The organism is Streptomyces sp. NPDC004111 (genome assembly GCF_042874215.1).
Lineage (GTDB): Bacteria > Actinomycetota > Actinomycetes > Streptomycetales > Streptomycetaceae > Streptomyces.
This window is the reverse complement of sequence record NZ_JBIAMU010000004.1, coordinates 203,142-216,640: the sequence shown is the minus strand read 5'-3', so window position 1 is coordinate 216,640 and position 13,499 is coordinate 203,142. Positions and strand designations below refer to the sequence as shown.

Sequence of the window (13,499 nt, the reverse complement as noted above, 5' to 3'; positions counted from 1 at the left end):
CACGGCTCCCGGAGCGGCTCCGGCCACCGCGGCCAGCACCCCGAGCACCACCGGGTGCGCCTGCGCGCAGACGCCCAGTCCGGCGAAGGCGAGCGCGCCCACGCCGAGCCCGGCGGCGAGCGCGGGGCGGGCCCGCCGGGGCTTCAGCCGGGGCCCCAGCAGGGAGGCCCCGACCACTTCGCCGATCACGTACACCGCGGCGAGCGCGGCGCCCACGCTGTATCCGCCCGGCCTCTCGCGCACCAGCAGCACCACGGCGAGCGGCGCCATGGCCACCGGGAGGCGGGCGGTGACGGTGACGCCCGCCAGGACGAGCACGGGCCGGGTCGCGAGGGCGCGGTAACTCATGGTCCGACCCTAGAACCCGCCCCCGGCCGCACCCCAGCCCTTTTCCGCGCCGCGGCCCCGGCCCCGGACCCGGCCCGCACAACGAATCCGCACCACACCCCGCCCCGGACCCGGACCGCGAAGCGAATCCGCACCACGAAACCGCCCCCGCCCCCACCCCTCCCGTCAGAAGGTCAGCACCCCCCGTGCCACCCGCCCGTGGTGCGCGTCGTCCGCGGCCTTCGCGAAGTCCTCGATCGGGTACGTCTCCGTCACCAGTTCGTCCAGCAGCAGCCGCCCCTGCCGGTACAGCTCCGCGTACAGCGGCACGTCGCGCTGCGGCCGGGACGAGCCGTACCGGCAGCCCAGGATGGACTTGTCGAGGAACATCGCGGCGGGCAGGAAGCTCGCCTCCTCCTTGGGCGCCGTCATGCCGAGCAGGACCGCCTGCCCGTGCCGGTCGAGCAGGTCGATCGCGCGGCGGATCAGGGAGGTGCGGCCGACGCACTCGAAGACGTGGTCCGCCCCGGTGGGCAGGATGTCGCGCACCTCGTCCACCGAGGTCAGGAAGTGGGTCGCGCCGAACCGGCGGGCCGGTTCCGCCTTGGCCTCGTTGGTGTCGACCGCGACGATCGTGGAGGCGCCGGCGATGCGTGCGCCCTGGATGACGTTGAGGCCGATGCCGCCGGTGCCGATGACCACGACGCTTTCGCCGAGGCCGACCCTGGCCCGGTTGAGGACGGCACCGACGCCGGTGAGGACGCCGCAGCCGATGAGTGCGGCGGAGGTGAGGGGGATGTCGGAGGGGATCTTCACGGCCTGGACGGCCTTGACCAGCGTGCGTTCCGCGAAGGCCGAGTTGGCGGCGAACTGGAAGAGCGGGGTGCCGCCGCGCGAGAAGGGCTGCCCCGGCATCCCGATGGCCTTGCGGCACATGGTGGGCCGCCCCCGGTCGCACTCCGCGCACGCCCCGCAGCCCGCGAGGGTGGACAGGGCGACGTGGTCGCCGGGCGCGACGTGGGTGACCCCGGCGCCGACCGCCTCGACCACTCCCGCGCCCTCGTGGCCGAGCACGACGGGCACCGGGAAGGGGATGGTCCCGTCGGTCACCGACAGGTCGCTGTGGCAGAGCCCGGCGGCGCCGATCCCGACCAGCACCTCGCCGGGTCCCGGGTCCCGTATCTCCAGGTCGTGGACCACCTCGACCTGTTTCCCGTCGAAGACGACACCCCTCATCGCGATCCCCTCGTTTCCTTCGGCAGGCCGAGCACGCGCTCGGCGATGATGTTGCGCTGGATTTCGTCGGAACCGCCGTAGATCGTGTCGGCGCGGGCGAAGAGGAACAGCCGCTGGGTGCGGTCCAGCGGGTACGAGGGGTCCCAGGCGCCCGCCGCGACGGTCGCGCCCGCCCCCCGTACCTGCATCGCCAGTTCGCCGAGCCGCCGGTGCCAGCGTCCCCAGAGCAGCTTGGCGACGCTGGGGGCGCCCGGGTCGTCGGCGCCCGAGGTGCCCAGGGTGCGCAGGGCGTTCCAGCGCATGACGCGCAGTTCGCTCCACTGGCGTACGAGGGCTTCGCGCAGCACCGGGTCGGTCACCCCCACCGCCAGTACTTCGCCCAGTTCGGCCTCGAAGCCGATCTGCTGGGCGAGCGTGGAGACACCGCGCTCCAGCCCGAGCAGGGCGGTCGCGACGGCCCATCCGTTGCCCTCGCCGCCGACCACCTCCTCGGCCCGCGCCCCGTCGAAGAAGACCTCGTTGAACTCGGCCGTCCCGGACATCTGCCGGATCGGCCGCACCTCCACCCCCTCCTGCCGCAGGGGTACGAGGAGGAAGGACAGGCCGCGCTGCCGGGCCGAGCCCGCTTCGGTACGGGCGAGGACGAAGCACCAGTCGGCGTCCTGGGCGAGCGAGGTCCACACCTTCTGCCCGGTCACCCGGTATCCGTCGCCGTCCCGCACCGCGGCGGTGCGCACCGCGGCGAGGTCGGAGCCGGCGCCGGGCTCGCTGTACCCCTGGCACCAGAGTTCCTCGCCGCGCGCGATGCCGGGCAGGAAGCGGTCCCGCTGGGCCGCGGTGCCGTGCGCGAGGAGGGTCGGGGCGAGCAGGTTCTCCCCGATGTGGCCGATCCTGGCGGGGGCCCGGGAGCGGGCGTACTCCTCGGCCCAGACGACCTGCTGGACGAGCGTCGCCCGGCGCCGTGCGTAGGCGGGGGCGTCCCAGCCGATGCCGATCCAGCCGGCCGCGCCCAGCTCCCGCTCCCAGGCGCGCCGGGCGTCCGTCGCCTCGTGCTCGCGCCCCGGGCCGCCCGCGCCCAAGGCGTGCGCGTAGGGCCCCAGCCGGTCGGCCAGCCAGGCGCGCGCCTCGGCCCTGAAGTCCGAATCGGCCGCGCCGAACGCGAAGTCCATTGCCACTCCCAGCTGTTGAGGACGAAAACCGCACCGACGGGAACCGCACCGGCCGAACCGGCACCGACGGGCACCGCCCCGGCAGGGGACGGCCCAGCAGGGGACGACCCTGCAAGGGACGCCGCGACAGGGGACGCCCCGGCAAGGGACGCCCCAGCAGGAGACGCCCCGGCAGGGAACGGCCCCGCGGCGAAGGCCCCCGCTATCCCGCGTTCGGCCGCTCGCCCCGGCTCGCCGCCTCCCGCATGGCCTCCAGCTGGGCCAGCATCGGCATCGGGTCCGTACCGACCGTTCCGGGCAGGAAGTCGGCGAGGGTCTCGGGGGTCCAGGAGCCGGACTCGGCGTAGGCGGCGCGCAGTTCCCTGGGCTGCGCCCAGACCGCGATCTTGGGTCCGGCCACGGTGTAGACCTGCCCGGTGACGCCCGCGTCCCTGGCCCGTTCGGAGAGCAGGTAGACGACCAGTGCGGCCACGTCCTCCGGCTCGCCGATCTCCTTGAGTTCCATGGGTACGTTGGCGGACATGCGGGTCCGGGCGACCGGGGCCACCGCGTTGGCCGTCACTCCGTACTTGTGCAGGCCGAGGGCGGCGCTGCGGACCAGGGAGATGATGCCGCCCTTGGCCGCGCTGTAGTTGGCCTGGGCGACGCTGCCCTGGTGGTTGCCGCTGGTGAAGCCGACGAGGGTGCCGGTGCCCTGGCGGCGCATCACGGCGGAGGCGGCCCGGAAGAGGGTGAAGGTGCCCTTGAGGTGGGTGGCGACGACCGGGTCCCACTCCTCCTCGGACATGTTGAAGAGCATCCGCTCGCGCAGGATTCCGGCGACGCAGACGACTCCGTCGATACGTCCGTACTCGGTCAGGGCGGTGTCGACGACCCGCTGGCCGCCCGCCATGGTCGAGATGTCGTCGGCGACCGCGACCGCCGTGCCGCCCGCCGCCTCGATCTCCTTGACGACGCCGGCCGCGACCTCGCTGGTGGGCTCGGAGCCCTCCATGGAGACGCCGTAGTCGTTGACGACCACCCGTGCGCCCTGGGCCGCGCACGCGAGGGCCACCGCCCGCCCGATCCCGCGTCCCGCTCCGGTCACCGCTATGACCTTGCCGGTCAAGAAGTTCCCCATCACCACGCCTTCCCAAGGTTTCTGACGGACCGTTAGATTTTAGAACCACCCCGATGCCCCGGCACAAGACCCAGGAGGCTCCGCAAATGCCGCTGCCCGCCGAGTTCCACGAGATCGCCAAGCGCGTCAACAACTGGGGCCGCTGGGGTGCCGACGACGAGATCGGCACGCTCAACCTCATCACCGACGAGGTGGTACGGGCCGCCGCGCGCACGGTCCGCAGCGGACGGCGGGTGCCGCTGGCGCTGCCGCTCCAGCAGGACGGCGTACAGACCGGGATGATTCCCGGCCGGGTGAACCCGCTGCACTCGATGGTGCAGATCAACCAGGAGCTGTTCGGCCCGGGAACGGTCGCCACCAGCGACGACGCGGTGACCATGGGCCTCCAGGCGGGCACCCACTGGGACGCCCTCACCCATGTCTCGCACTCCGGCCGCCTCTACAACGGCCGCCCCGCCGACTCGATCACCCCGCACGGCCGGTCCGCCTTCAGCGGCATCGACAAGGCCCGGCACGTGGTGTCGCGCGGCGTGCTGCTGGACGTGGCGCGGGCACGGGAGGTGGAGCGGCTGGAGGGGGGCCACGCGGTCACGCCCGAGGACCTGGAGGCGGCGGAGGAGCTGGCGGGGCTGAAGGTGCGCGCCGGGGACGTGGTCCTGGTCCGCACCGGCCAGCTGCAGGTGTACCTGTCCGGGGACAAGCACGGGTACGGCTACCCGTCGCCCGGCCTCTCGGTGCGGACCCCGGAGTGGTTCCACGCGCGGGACGTGGCGGCGGTCGCCAACGACACGCTGACCTTCGAGATCTTCCCGCCGGAGATCGAGGACCTGTGGCTGCCGGTGCACGCCCTCGACCTGGTCGAGATGGGGATGCTCCAGGGCCAGAACTGGAACCTGGAGGAGCTGTCGGCGGCGTGCGCGGAGGAGGGGCGGTGGGCGTTCCTGCTCTCGGCGATGCCGGAGCCGTTCGTCGGCGGGACGGGGACGCCCGTTGCCCCGGTGGCGATCCTCTAGCGGTTGCGCCCGCGGCGGGGACCGTGCAGGGGGTGGCCCCCGCCAGCGGCAGCGGCCACCACCCCGATCCGACCCGCATTCGCCGAGGTCCGGCCCCGCACCCTCGGCGTCCCCTCGCAACGAATCGTCTACTCAAGCAAGGGTGAGCAGGCGCTCACCAGGCGTCAACACCGACCCGGCCAAACGCCCCGCTATGCCAGATTTGTGACGGCGCACGACGGCTCGTACAGGCCGTTCCCCGGATTCTCGGCGCGCGCCCCCGCGGGCTCGACAGCCTGCCGGTCGACCTCGCACCAGATCCGTTTCCCGGTGCCCTCGGCCTGCCAGCCCCACCGGTCGGCCAGACCGTCGACGAGTTCCAGGCCGCGCCCGTTGGTGTCCTCGCCCTCCGCGTGGCGCGGCCGGGGCGGGCACGCGCTGACGTCGGCGACCTCCACCCGTACCGTGCAGCCGACGAACGCCCCGGCCGGCCCGCCGGGGGCGGCGCCGGAGCCCGCTTGGGGCGCGCGCCCCAGATCCCCGGGGAACAGCATCCGGAGCACCGCCGGGCAGCCCGTGTGCACGACTGCGTTGGTCACCAGCTCCGAAATGAGCAGGACCAACGTCTCGGCCAGCGGCTCGTCGGCCGCTATTCCGGAACCGACCAGCCGTGACCGCGCCCACCGCCGGGCCCGGCCCACTTCCGCGGGGTCGGCCCCGACCTCCAATTGCACCTGAAGCACCTGCACCGCTCACACCATCCGAACCGGCGGACACAACGCCTCGCGTCTCCACAGGGTCACGGAACGTGATTCCCTTGTGCGACAGCATGGTTGACGTACAGTCACCGCAACAAGCGCTTCAGGCATATTCCAGCGCGAAGGAGTACGCATCCTGCATACTGTGCGACGCACGCTGCGGAGAGTCGAACGTGAGCGCTTGTGGCGCCGTAGTCCGACGCGAGGGACGGTGACCTCGACGCGCTTCGCCCGATCCGGAGCCGCCGTACAGACCGCACCGGGAATCCCGCGCTCCACCACCACTCGCATCTGACGGAGCGTACCGGAGCCCGGGGCCGACTCCGGCCCGTGACGGCTCCCTCGAAGGACACAACCCGATATCGACACAGGGTGACTTCTTCTGCTTGAACAATGATCCGTTCTGCTGAATCTCCGCCCCGATCCGCCCGGTTGATCCCGATCACACCTGATCAGCGGGTTGTCCGGCCGGTTCCGTGAGCAGTGCGTCGGCCAGTTCCCGCTCCAGCCGCGCACGCGAGGGGCCCCGCGCCGCCCGCACCCATGCTCGTTTCAGGTGCAGGTGTACGTCGGACTCCCAGGTGAAGCCCATGCCTCCGCACACCTGGAGGCAGTCGCGGGCGTTGTGCTCCGCGGCCTCGTCGGCGAGCAGCTTGGCCGCCGCGATCTCGGCGCCCGCCCCGGTGACCGCCGCCGCGTGGACTGCGGTGCGGGCCATCTCGGACCGCACCAGCATCTGTGCGCACAGGTGTTTCACGGCCTGGAAGGCGCCGACGGCCTGCCCGAACTGTTCGCGCGTACGGGCGTGTTGGACGGCCAGCTCGACCGTGCGGGCCGCGCTGCCCGCCTGTTCGGCGGCCGTGAGCAGGATCGATTCGGCGGACGGCTCCGGCGGGGCCGCCGCCCCGGCCGGGACCCGGTGCAGCGGGGTGAGCGGGTCGACCGTACGCACCGGGCGCACCGTCCGCGCCAGGGCTTCGCGCTCCAGGTCCCGTACGACGTCGGCGTCCGCGAAGTGCGGGATCAGTTCGCCCACTTGGGCGGTGACCACCACCTCCCCCTCCGCCGCGCCCTTCACGGTGCCCGCCGCCAGATGGGTGTCCACCAGCGGTCCCGGCAGCAGGGCGCGGCCCGCCTCCTCGAAGAGCAGCACCGCCTCCGGGAGGCCGAGCCCGACCCCGCCCTCGGCCTCGGGCAGCCGCAGCGCGAAGAGGCCCGCGTCGCCGAGCGCGCGCCACAGGCCGCGGTCGAGGGTGCCCCGCTCCAGGGCGGCGCGCAGTTCCTCCCGGGGGAAGCGGCGGGCCAGCAGGTCCCGCAGGCCGTTGCGCACGGCCCGCTGGTCGTCGGTGGGTCGGAAGTCCACGGGGGCTGCTCACCGGCCTTTCGGGAGGCCGAGGATGCGCTCGGCGACGATGTTCTGCTGGATCTGGGAGGTGCCCGCGGCGATCGTGTAGGAGAGCGAGGAGAGCCGGTCGAGGTTCCAGCCGTGCGGGTCGTCGAGGTCGAGGGCGGCCGCGGGGCCGAGGACGTCGGCGGCCGTGTCGTAGAGCTGCTGGCGGGCGTGCGAGTAGCGCAGCTTGAAGACGGAGCCGCCGACGCCGGGCACGCCGTGGGCGCCGGCCTCGCTGACGTTGCGCTGGGTGAGGCGCCACAGGACGCCGAACTCGGCGTTCAGACGGCCGAGCCGGCGCCGGATCGCGGGGTCGTCCCAGCTGCCGTTCGCCACGGCCTCGCGGGCCAGCAGGCCGAGGGTGCGGCGGCAGGCGACCACCTCGCCGACGAACGCGGTGCCACGCTCGAAGGAGAGGGTGACCATGGTGACCCGCCAGCCGTCGTTCTCCGCGCCGATCCGGTTGCCGACCGGGACACGGACCTCGTCGAGGAACACTTCCGCGAACTCGGTGGACCCGGCGAGCGTGCGCAGCGGCCGTACCGTCACGCCCGGTGCGTCCATCGGCATGGCGAGCCAGCTGATGCCCTTGTGCTTGGGGGTCTGCGGTGTGACGGGCGTGGTGCGGACGAGGAGTTCGCACCAGTCGGCGACCTCCGCGTGCGAGGTCCAGATCTTGGACCCGGTGACCACGTAGCTGTCGCCGTCGCGGACCGCCCTGGTGCGCAGTGCGGCCAGGTCGGAGCCCGCGTCCGGCTCGCTGAAGCCCTGGCACCAGACCTCGTCGCCGCGCAGGATCGGCGGCAGCCAGCGCTCGCGCTGTTCCGCGGTGCCCTCGGCGGCGATGGTGGGGCCCGCGTGCAGCAGCCCGACGAAGTTGGCGCCGACGTAGGGGGCGCCGGCCCGTTCGGTCTCCTCCAGGAAGATCAGGTGCTGGGTGGGGGTGGCCTCGTGCTGGAGGTCGGCGTACCCGGCGTCGTACAGCATCCGCTGCCAGCCGGTGTCGTACGCCCGCCGGCCGGGCCAGTCGCGGGGGTCGGGGCGGGGCGGCAGCGCGGGCAGCACCCGCGCGAGCCAGCCCCGCAGCCGCACCCGGAACTCCTCCTCCTCGGGCGTGTACGTCAGGTCCATCAGCGCTGCCGGTCCCGGTCGAGGCCGAGGCCGAGCATCCGGATCGCGTTTCCGCGCATCGGCTTGTGGACGGTCTCGTCGTCGGGACCGTGCTTGTCGCGGAAGAAGCGGCAGAGGATCTGCCGGTTGCAGGACGAGGACGGCGGCTCGGGAATCAGGTCACGTACGCCGCCCCGGGCACGGTCGACGCTGATGTTGCGAGGCAGTTCGGTGTGGCCCATCCGGCAGTCCCCTTCGCGTATCTGATGACCCGTCAGAATTTAGGCTAGCGGCGCACCCCTGGACCGACAAGGCACGGCGCCCTACGCTCACGGCTAGTTCTGACGAGTCGTCAGCTTCCGGGAGAGCGCAGTGACTTCACCGCACACCGCCAAGGACGCCGAACGGACCGCCCACGAGCTGGGCGCCTCCCGCACCCTCTGGGAACTGGTCCGCCGCCGGGCCGTACTCACCCCCGACCGCCCGGTCCTCCTCCAGGAGGACCGCACCCTCACCTTCGGCGAACTGCGCGAGCGCTCCGAGCGCGTCGCCGCCGGGCTGTACGGCCTCGGCGTGCGGCCCGGCTCCGTGGTGGCCTGGCAGCTGCCCACCCGGATCGAAACGGTGCTGCTCTCCCTCGCGCTGGCCCGCCTCGGCGCGGTGCAGTCCCCGGTGATCCCCTTCTACCGGGACCGCGAGGTGGGCTTCGCGCTGCGCGAGTCGGGGGCGGAGCACTTCGTGGTGCCCGGTGAGTGGCGGGGCTTCGACCACGCCGCGATGGCGCACCGGCTGTCACTGGCGCTGCCGCGCCCGCTGCTGGTCCTCGCCGCGTACGACGAACTGCCCGACGGCGACCCCGCGGTGCTCCCGCCGCCGCCCGCCGACGGCACCGGGGTCCGCTGGATCTACTGGACTTCGGGCACCACCTCCGATCCGCGCGGCGTGCTGCACACCGACCGCTCGCTGATCGCGGCCGGTTCCTGCCTGGCGCACGCGCTGCGGCTCACCCCGTCCGACGTCGGCTCGGTGGCCTTCCCGTACGCCCACATCGGCGGCCCGGACTACCTGGTGATGCTGCTGCTGTACGGCTTTCCCGCGGTGCTCTTCGAGCAGTTCGCGCTCCCCGGAGCTTTGGCCGAATATCGCCGTCTCGGGGTGACGGTCGCGGGCGGCTCGACGGCCTTCTACACGATGTTCCTCGCCGAGCAGCGCAAGGACCCCGGCCAGCCGCTGATCCCGTCCCTGCGGCTGCTGGCGGGCGGCGGCGCGCCCAAACCGCCGGAGGTCTACCACGCGGTCGTACGGGAACTGGGCTGTCAGCTCACCCACGGGTACGGGATGACCGAGGTGCCCATGATCACAATGGGGGCGCCGGACGACTCCCCGGAGCACCTGGCCACGACCGAGGGCAGGCCGCCGGAGGGGATGTCCGTGCGGATCACGGACCCCGAGGGCAAGCCGGTTCCGGCCGGGGTGGACGGCGAGATCCGGCTGCGCGGGGAGGCCGTCTGCCAGGGGTACCTGGACCCGGCGGCGACGGCCGGCGCCTTCGACGACGAGGGCTACCTGATCAGCGGTGACCTGGGACATCTGACGGCTTCCGGCCATCTGGTGCTGACCGGGCGGCTCAAGGACGTCATCATCCGCAAGGGTGAGAACATCTCGGCGAAGGAGATCGAGGACCTGCTGCACGAACACCCCGCCGTCGCCGAGGCGGCGGTCGTCGGGCTGCCGGACCCGGAACGCGGCGAGCGGGTGTGCGCGGTGCTGGAACTGCGCGCCGGTGAGGGCCCGCTGACGCTCGCGGACGTCGTCCCGTACCTCCGGGAGGCGGGCCTGGCCACGTACAAGCTGCCGGAACAGCTGGAGGTGGTGGACGCGATGCCGCGCAACGAGACGCTGCGCAAGGTCCTCAAGTACCGGCTGAGGGAACGCTTCACCGGAACCGGGGAAGGCGCGGGGACCTGAGGGGCGGTCCGTCGGGACTCCGGAAGCTGAAGTCCCGGAACCGGAACGGGGTCCGCCCCGTTCCGGTTCGATGTGTGGTGGTCAGCCGGGCGCGCTACTGCGGGTCCGGGCCGTCCACCGTGTAGTACAGGGCGAAGGCTTGGAGGGTCTCGTCCTCGGTGATGCGGCCGTCGTTGTCGGAGTCCAGCGCACCGGCCACCTGCTCGGCGACCTGCGTGTCGGCGCCGAGCACGCGCAGCAGCCGGGTGGCCGCCGCGACGGTCACCCCGTCGCCCTCGCCGTCCGACGACGCGGCGATGTCGATCGCCGCGTGCAGGAAGGGCCTGGCGATCTCGGCGAACCTCTTGGGGTTGTCCCGCAGGCGCTTGACCGCGCCCGTCACGAACTCGTCGCGGGTGACCCGCTGGTCGCCGTCCACGTCGGCGATTCCGGCCATCCCCTGCCAGAACGCCTCGGCGCCGCTGTAGAGGGCCTGTCCCTTGTCGCATCGGGCGGTTGTGTTGAATTCGGCAAGGATGGCGGCAGCCGCGGCACTGAAGTCCTCGCGGTCGATGTAGCCGTTGCCGTCCTGGTCGAAGGAGGCGAAACGGGCCGCTGTCTTGCGCTCGTACTCTGCGCTGTCCATGCAGGTGAGCGTACGACGTGGGCGCGTGGACGAGGCAAGTTATGCGGGGAATTCATCCGCGGGGACGGCGGCGGGCGCCGGGCCTGCGGCGGGAAGTGCCGCCGGTGCGGGCCCGGTCAGGCGGACAGGGACTCCGCGGAGTCGTCCACCGCCGTCGCCACGTCCGGGAAGACCTCGAACAGCCGCCGTACGCCGAGGGCCGCGAGCACCCGGTTCACATGGCTGCCGTCCACCGCGCCGCGGGCCGGCAGGATCAGGCGCAGGCTGCCCTGGCAGGAGCGCATCAGTCTGCGGGCCGCGATCAGCACGCCGACCCCGCTGGAGTCGCAGAACAGCACGTCGGAGAGGTCCAGCACCACACGGTGACGGCCGTCCGCGACGGCGTGGTGCACGTGCTGGCGTACGGCAGGTGAGGTCACCAGGTCCAGTTCGCCGGAGATGTGCAGCACGGCCCAGCTGCCGTGCTCTGCCTCTGTCACCTTCAGCGTCACGCGTCGGACCTTTCACCTAACCGGAAGTCAACCTTCCTCATCGCGGCTTCCCTACCGCCCTCCCATGAAACACCGCGTGTCTGTGAGCTCCGTACGCAGGAGGTACGTAATGACCGGATCACTACCATCCCGGACCGCGCCGGGGGCGCACTTGTCGCAAAGGGGCGTGCGCTGTCCGATCCCCGCACTACATTCGAAAGGGCAGGGGTTTCTTCGCGGGGAATGTCGTGCTGGGGGGTTGGGAAGCGGATGCCGAAGGACGCACCGCCGCGCTGGGACCGCAGGATGCAGCAGCGGCTGGCGCGGGGAGAGGCGGCTGCGCTCGGCGAGCTGTACGACCGGTTCGCCTCGCTGGTGCACAGCCTCGCCCAGCGGGTGCTGGACGACGAGGACGCGGCGGACCAGATCACCCGTGACGTCTTCGGGCACGTCTGGGAGAACCCGCAGGCGTACGACCCCAAGGAAGGTTCCATGCGGGCCTGGATCGCCAGGCTCACCAACCGCCGTGCCGTGCACCGGCTGCGCCAGTCCGAAGCGGCGGCGCTCGCGGAGGGCGGGGGCACGGTCGAGGAACTGGAACTGAAGGTGCACCGGGCGGCGGCGGTGGCCCGCGCCGACTACATCGTCACCTCGATGCCCGCGCCCCTGCGGGAAGCCCTGGAGCTGGCGTACTTCCAGCGGCGCGACTACCGGCAGACCGCCCGCCAGCTCGGCGTCACCGAGGACGAGGCCCGCCGCCGGCTCCGGCTCGGCCTCCAGCTCCTCTCCACGGCCAACACGGCCACCACCGGCTACCCGGCCGGCAGCGTCCCCGGGCCGGGCACGGAGCACGGGAGCACCCGGTGAGCCCCACCCCCGACCGGCCCGGCAACGGCGACGACCCGACCCAGGACGCCACTGACGACACCCGCGCGGCGGGCGGCACGGACGGCACGGACGGCAGCACCGGCGCGGACGGCACCGACGGCACCACCGGCGCGGCGGACGGCACGGACTCCGGCACCACCGGTGCGGCGGGCACCGAGGACTCCGGCACCATCGCGGCCGACAACGGCGACGGCGACGGCACCGACGACGGCAGCGGCAGCGGCCTCAGCGAAAGCGACGGCGACCTGAGCGCCCCCGGCGCCGTCCCGGACCTCGGCGACCCCGGCCCCGGCGCCGACATCGCCCCCGACCCCGACCCCGACAGCAGCGGTCTGCGTCACCACCGCACCCTCAAGTCCCTCCTCGGGGCCTGGGCGCTCGCCGCCTGCTCCGTCGAGGAGACGCGGGCCGTCGAGGAGCACCTCACCGAGTGCGCGCCCTGTGCGGACGAGGCGCTGCGGCTGCGGGACGCCGTCGGGCTGCTCCAGGCCGAGCGCGGCCTGGACCTCGACCCGCAGCTCCGCTCCCGGGTCCTGGACACCTGTCTGGGCCGCCGCCCCGCCCGTATCCCGGTGCCCGCCTGGGCACGGCCGTACGACGCGGAGACGGCCCGGCTCGACGCCCTGCTCTCGGACATCGACCCGGCCGAGTGGCACGCGCCGGTGCAGCTGCGCTGGTTCGCGGGCGAGCAGCCGGTCCGCCGCAAGGCGACCGTCGCCGCGGTGATCGGCCATCTGATGGCCGTCGACGGGCTCGTGGCCACCGCCCTCGGCCTCGACGACCCGCTCGCCCCGCACGCCGGTGCGGACCCCGACCCCACCAGCCGTACGGAGGCCTACTGGCAGGGCTCCCACCAGCCGCCCACCCGGGTGGTCCGCACCCCGTGGCGCGAGCAGAGCCACACCCTGCTGCGCACCGCCTCCTTCGCGGGCGGCGGGGCCGCCGACCTGGAGGTGTCCTACGGGGCGTTCTCGCTGCCCCTGAAGGACGCGCTGCTGGAGCGGGCCTTCGAGTGCTGGGTGCACGCGGACGACATCGCACGGGCGGTGGACTACCCGTACGAGCCGCCGTCCGGCGCCCATCTGCACGAGCTGATCGACCTGGCCGCCCGGCTGCTGCCCACCACGCTCGCCGCCCGCCGCCGGGCCGGTCTCGCCCCGCCCGCGCAGGGCCTGGTCACGGCGGGCTCCCCGGGCCGGACCCTGCACCTGGAGGTGGAGGGTCCGGGCGGCGGCGACTGGTGGATCGCGCTCGACTCCCCCGCGGCGGTCGGCTCGCCAGACCACAAGGTGGCGCACATCGCGCTGGACGGCGTCGAGTTCTGCCAGCTCGCCGCGGGCCACGTGTCGCCGCAGGAGGCGGCGGCCGGCCAGCTGGGCGACAAGGAGGCGGTACGGGACGTGCTGTTCGCGGCGGCCTCGCTGTCCCGCCTCTAGCCGGGCCGCG

General features: G+C 73.2%; 12 protein-coding genes and 1 pseudogene. 4 read left to right on the top strand and 9 right to left on the bottom strand.

The genetic code is table 11. From position 1 onward, the window contains the following. Nucleotides 1–513: 513 nt before the first annotated feature. The 3 genes from ACFYVL_RS10720 to ACFYVL_RS10710 all read right to left on the bottom strand — a co-directional run bounded on the left by ACFYVL_RS10720 (nt 514) and on the right by ACFYVL_RS10710 (nt 3,852). A complete protein-coding gene (locus ACFYVL_RS10720; RefSeq protein ID WP_389242959.1) occupies nt 514–1,563 on the bottom strand; it encodes a Zn-dependent alcohol dehydrogenase in 1,050 nt (349 codons plus the stop codon). Next, nucleotides 1,560–2,732 (bottom strand): acyl-CoA dehydrogenase family protein, encoded by a 1,173-nt coding sequence (locus ACFYVL_RS10715; RefSeq protein ID WP_389242957.1) that lies wholly within the window; start codon nt 2,730–2,732, stop codon nt 1,560–1,562. The genes ACFYVL_RS10720 and ACFYVL_RS10715 overlap by 4 nt, the downstream gene beginning before the upstream one ends. Before the next feature lie 202 nt (nt 2,733–2,934). Further along, nucleotides 2,935–3,852: an SDR family oxidoreductase gene (locus ACFYVL_RS10710; protein ID WP_389242956.1), complete on the bottom strand. Its 918-nt coding sequence runs from the start codon at nt 3,850–3,852 to the stop codon at nt 2,935–2,937. Nucleotides 3,853–3,938: 86 nt separating this feature from the next. Here ACFYVL_RS10710 and ACFYVL_RS10705 point away from each other — a divergent pair, with 86 nt between their 5' ends. Continuing rightward, nucleotides 3,939–4,865, top strand: a complete 927-nt coding sequence (locus ACFYVL_RS10705; protein WP_389243421.1) for a cyclase family protein — start codon at nt 3,939–3,941, stop codon at nt 4,863–4,865. Between the two features lie 191 nt (nt 4,866–5,056). Here the strand turns inward: ACFYVL_RS10705 and ACFYVL_RS10700 are convergent, their stop codons facing one another. The 4 genes and pseudogenes from ACFYVL_RS10700 to ACFYVL_RS10685 form a co-directional block, all read right to left on the bottom strand. Beyond that, complete coding sequence (locus ACFYVL_RS10700; RefSeq protein ID WP_389242954.1) at nt 5,057–5,593, bottom strand: ATP-binding protein; 537 nt, start codon at nt 5,591–5,593, stop codon at nt 5,057–5,059. A gap of 451 nt (nt 5,594–6,044) precedes the next feature. Continuing rightward, nucleotides 6,045–6,965, bottom strand: coding sequence for an acyl-CoA dehydrogenase family protein (locus ACFYVL_RS10695; protein WP_389242952.1), 921 nt, complete (start codon nt 6,963–6,965; stop codon nt 6,045–6,047). 9 nt (nt 6,966–6,974) lie between these two features. Further along, nucleotides 6,975–8,123, bottom strand: coding sequence for an acyl-CoA dehydrogenase family protein (locus ACFYVL_RS10690; RefSeq protein WP_389242950.1), 1,149 nt, complete (start codon nt 8,121–8,123; stop codon nt 6,975–6,977). Further along, nucleotides 8,123–8,305, bottom strand: a pseudogene (locus ACFYVL_RS10685) (amidohydrolase); the annotation flags it as partial. The pseudogene ACFYVL_RS10685 and the gene ACFYVL_RS10690, both read right to left, overlap by 1 nt. 169 nt (nt 8,306–8,474) lie before the next feature. Between ACFYVL_RS10685 and ACFYVL_RS10680 the strand changes: the two are divergent. Continuing rightward, on the top strand, nt 8,475–10,070 hold the full coding sequence (locus ACFYVL_RS10680; RefSeq protein WP_389242948.1) for a class I adenylate-forming enzyme family protein: 1,596 nt from the start codon (nt 8,475–8,477) through the stop codon (nt 10,068–10,070). Between the two features lie 94 nt (nt 10,071–10,164). Here ACFYVL_RS10680 and ACFYVL_RS10675 read toward each other — a convergent pair whose 3' ends face one another. Continuing rightward, nucleotides 10,165–10,695 carry an EF-hand domain-containing protein gene (locus tag ACFYVL_RS10675; RefSeq protein ID WP_389242946.1) on the bottom strand — a complete coding sequence of 177 codons (531 nt, stop codon included), beginning with the start codon at nt 10,693–10,695 and terminating at the stop codon, nt 10,165–10,167. Nucleotides 10,696–10,811: 116 nt separating this feature from the next. Further along, nucleotides 10,812–11,186: an STAS domain-containing protein gene (locus tag ACFYVL_RS10670; RefSeq protein ID WP_389242944.1), complete on the bottom strand. Its 375-nt coding sequence runs from the start codon at nt 11,184–11,186 to the stop codon at nt 10,812–10,814. 249 nt (nt 11,187–11,435) lie between these two features. On the opposite strand from ACFYVL_RS10670, the gene ACFYVL_RS10665 reads away from it, so the two are divergent. Then, complete coding sequence (locus ACFYVL_RS10665) at nt 11,436–12,032, top strand: sigma-70 family RNA polymerase sigma factor (protein ID WP_389242942.1); 597 nt, start codon at nt 11,436–11,438, stop codon at nt 12,030–12,032. Then, nucleotides 12,029–13,489 carry a zf-HC2 domain-containing protein gene (locus ACFYVL_RS10660; RefSeq protein WP_389242940.1) on the top strand — a complete coding sequence of 487 codons (1,461 nt, stop codon included), beginning with the start codon at nt 12,029–12,031 and terminating at the stop codon, nt 13,487–13,489. The genes ACFYVL_RS10665 and ACFYVL_RS10660 overlap by 4 nt, the downstream gene beginning before the upstream one ends. Nucleotides 13,490–13,499 lie beyond the last annotated feature (10 nt).

Excerpts from the sequence above, each read along its gene's own strand:
- ACFYVL_RS10720 (WP_389242959.1), bottom strand. The coding sequence starts at position 1,563 with ATGAGGGGTGTCGTCTTCGACGGGAAACAGGTCGAGGTGGTCCACGAC.
- ACFYVL_RS10715 (WP_389242957.1), bottom strand. The coding sequence starts at position 2,732 with ATGGACTTCGCGTTCGGCGCGGCCGATTCGGACTTCAGGGCCGAGGCG.
- ACFYVL_RS10710 (WP_389242956.1), bottom strand. The coding sequence starts at position 3,852 with ATGGGGAACTTCTTGACCGGCAAGGTCATAGCGGTGACCGGAGCGGGA.
- ACFYVL_RS10705 (WP_389243421.1), top strand. The coding sequence starts at position 3,939 with ATGCCGCTGCCCGCCGAGTTCCACGAGATCGCCAAGCGCGTCAACAAC.
- ACFYVL_RS10690 (WP_389242950.1), bottom strand. The coding sequence starts at position 8,123 with ATGGACCTGACGTACACGCCCGAGGAGGAGGAGTTCCGGGTGCGGCTG.
- ACFYVL_RS10675 (WP_389242946.1), bottom strand. The coding sequence starts at position 10,695 with ATGGACAGCGCAGAGTACGAGCGCAAGACAGCGGCCCGTTTCGCCTCC.
- ACFYVL_RS10665 (WP_389242942.1), top strand. The coding sequence starts at position 11,436 with ATGCCGAAGGACGCACCGCCGCGCTGGGACCGCAGGATGCAGCAGCGG.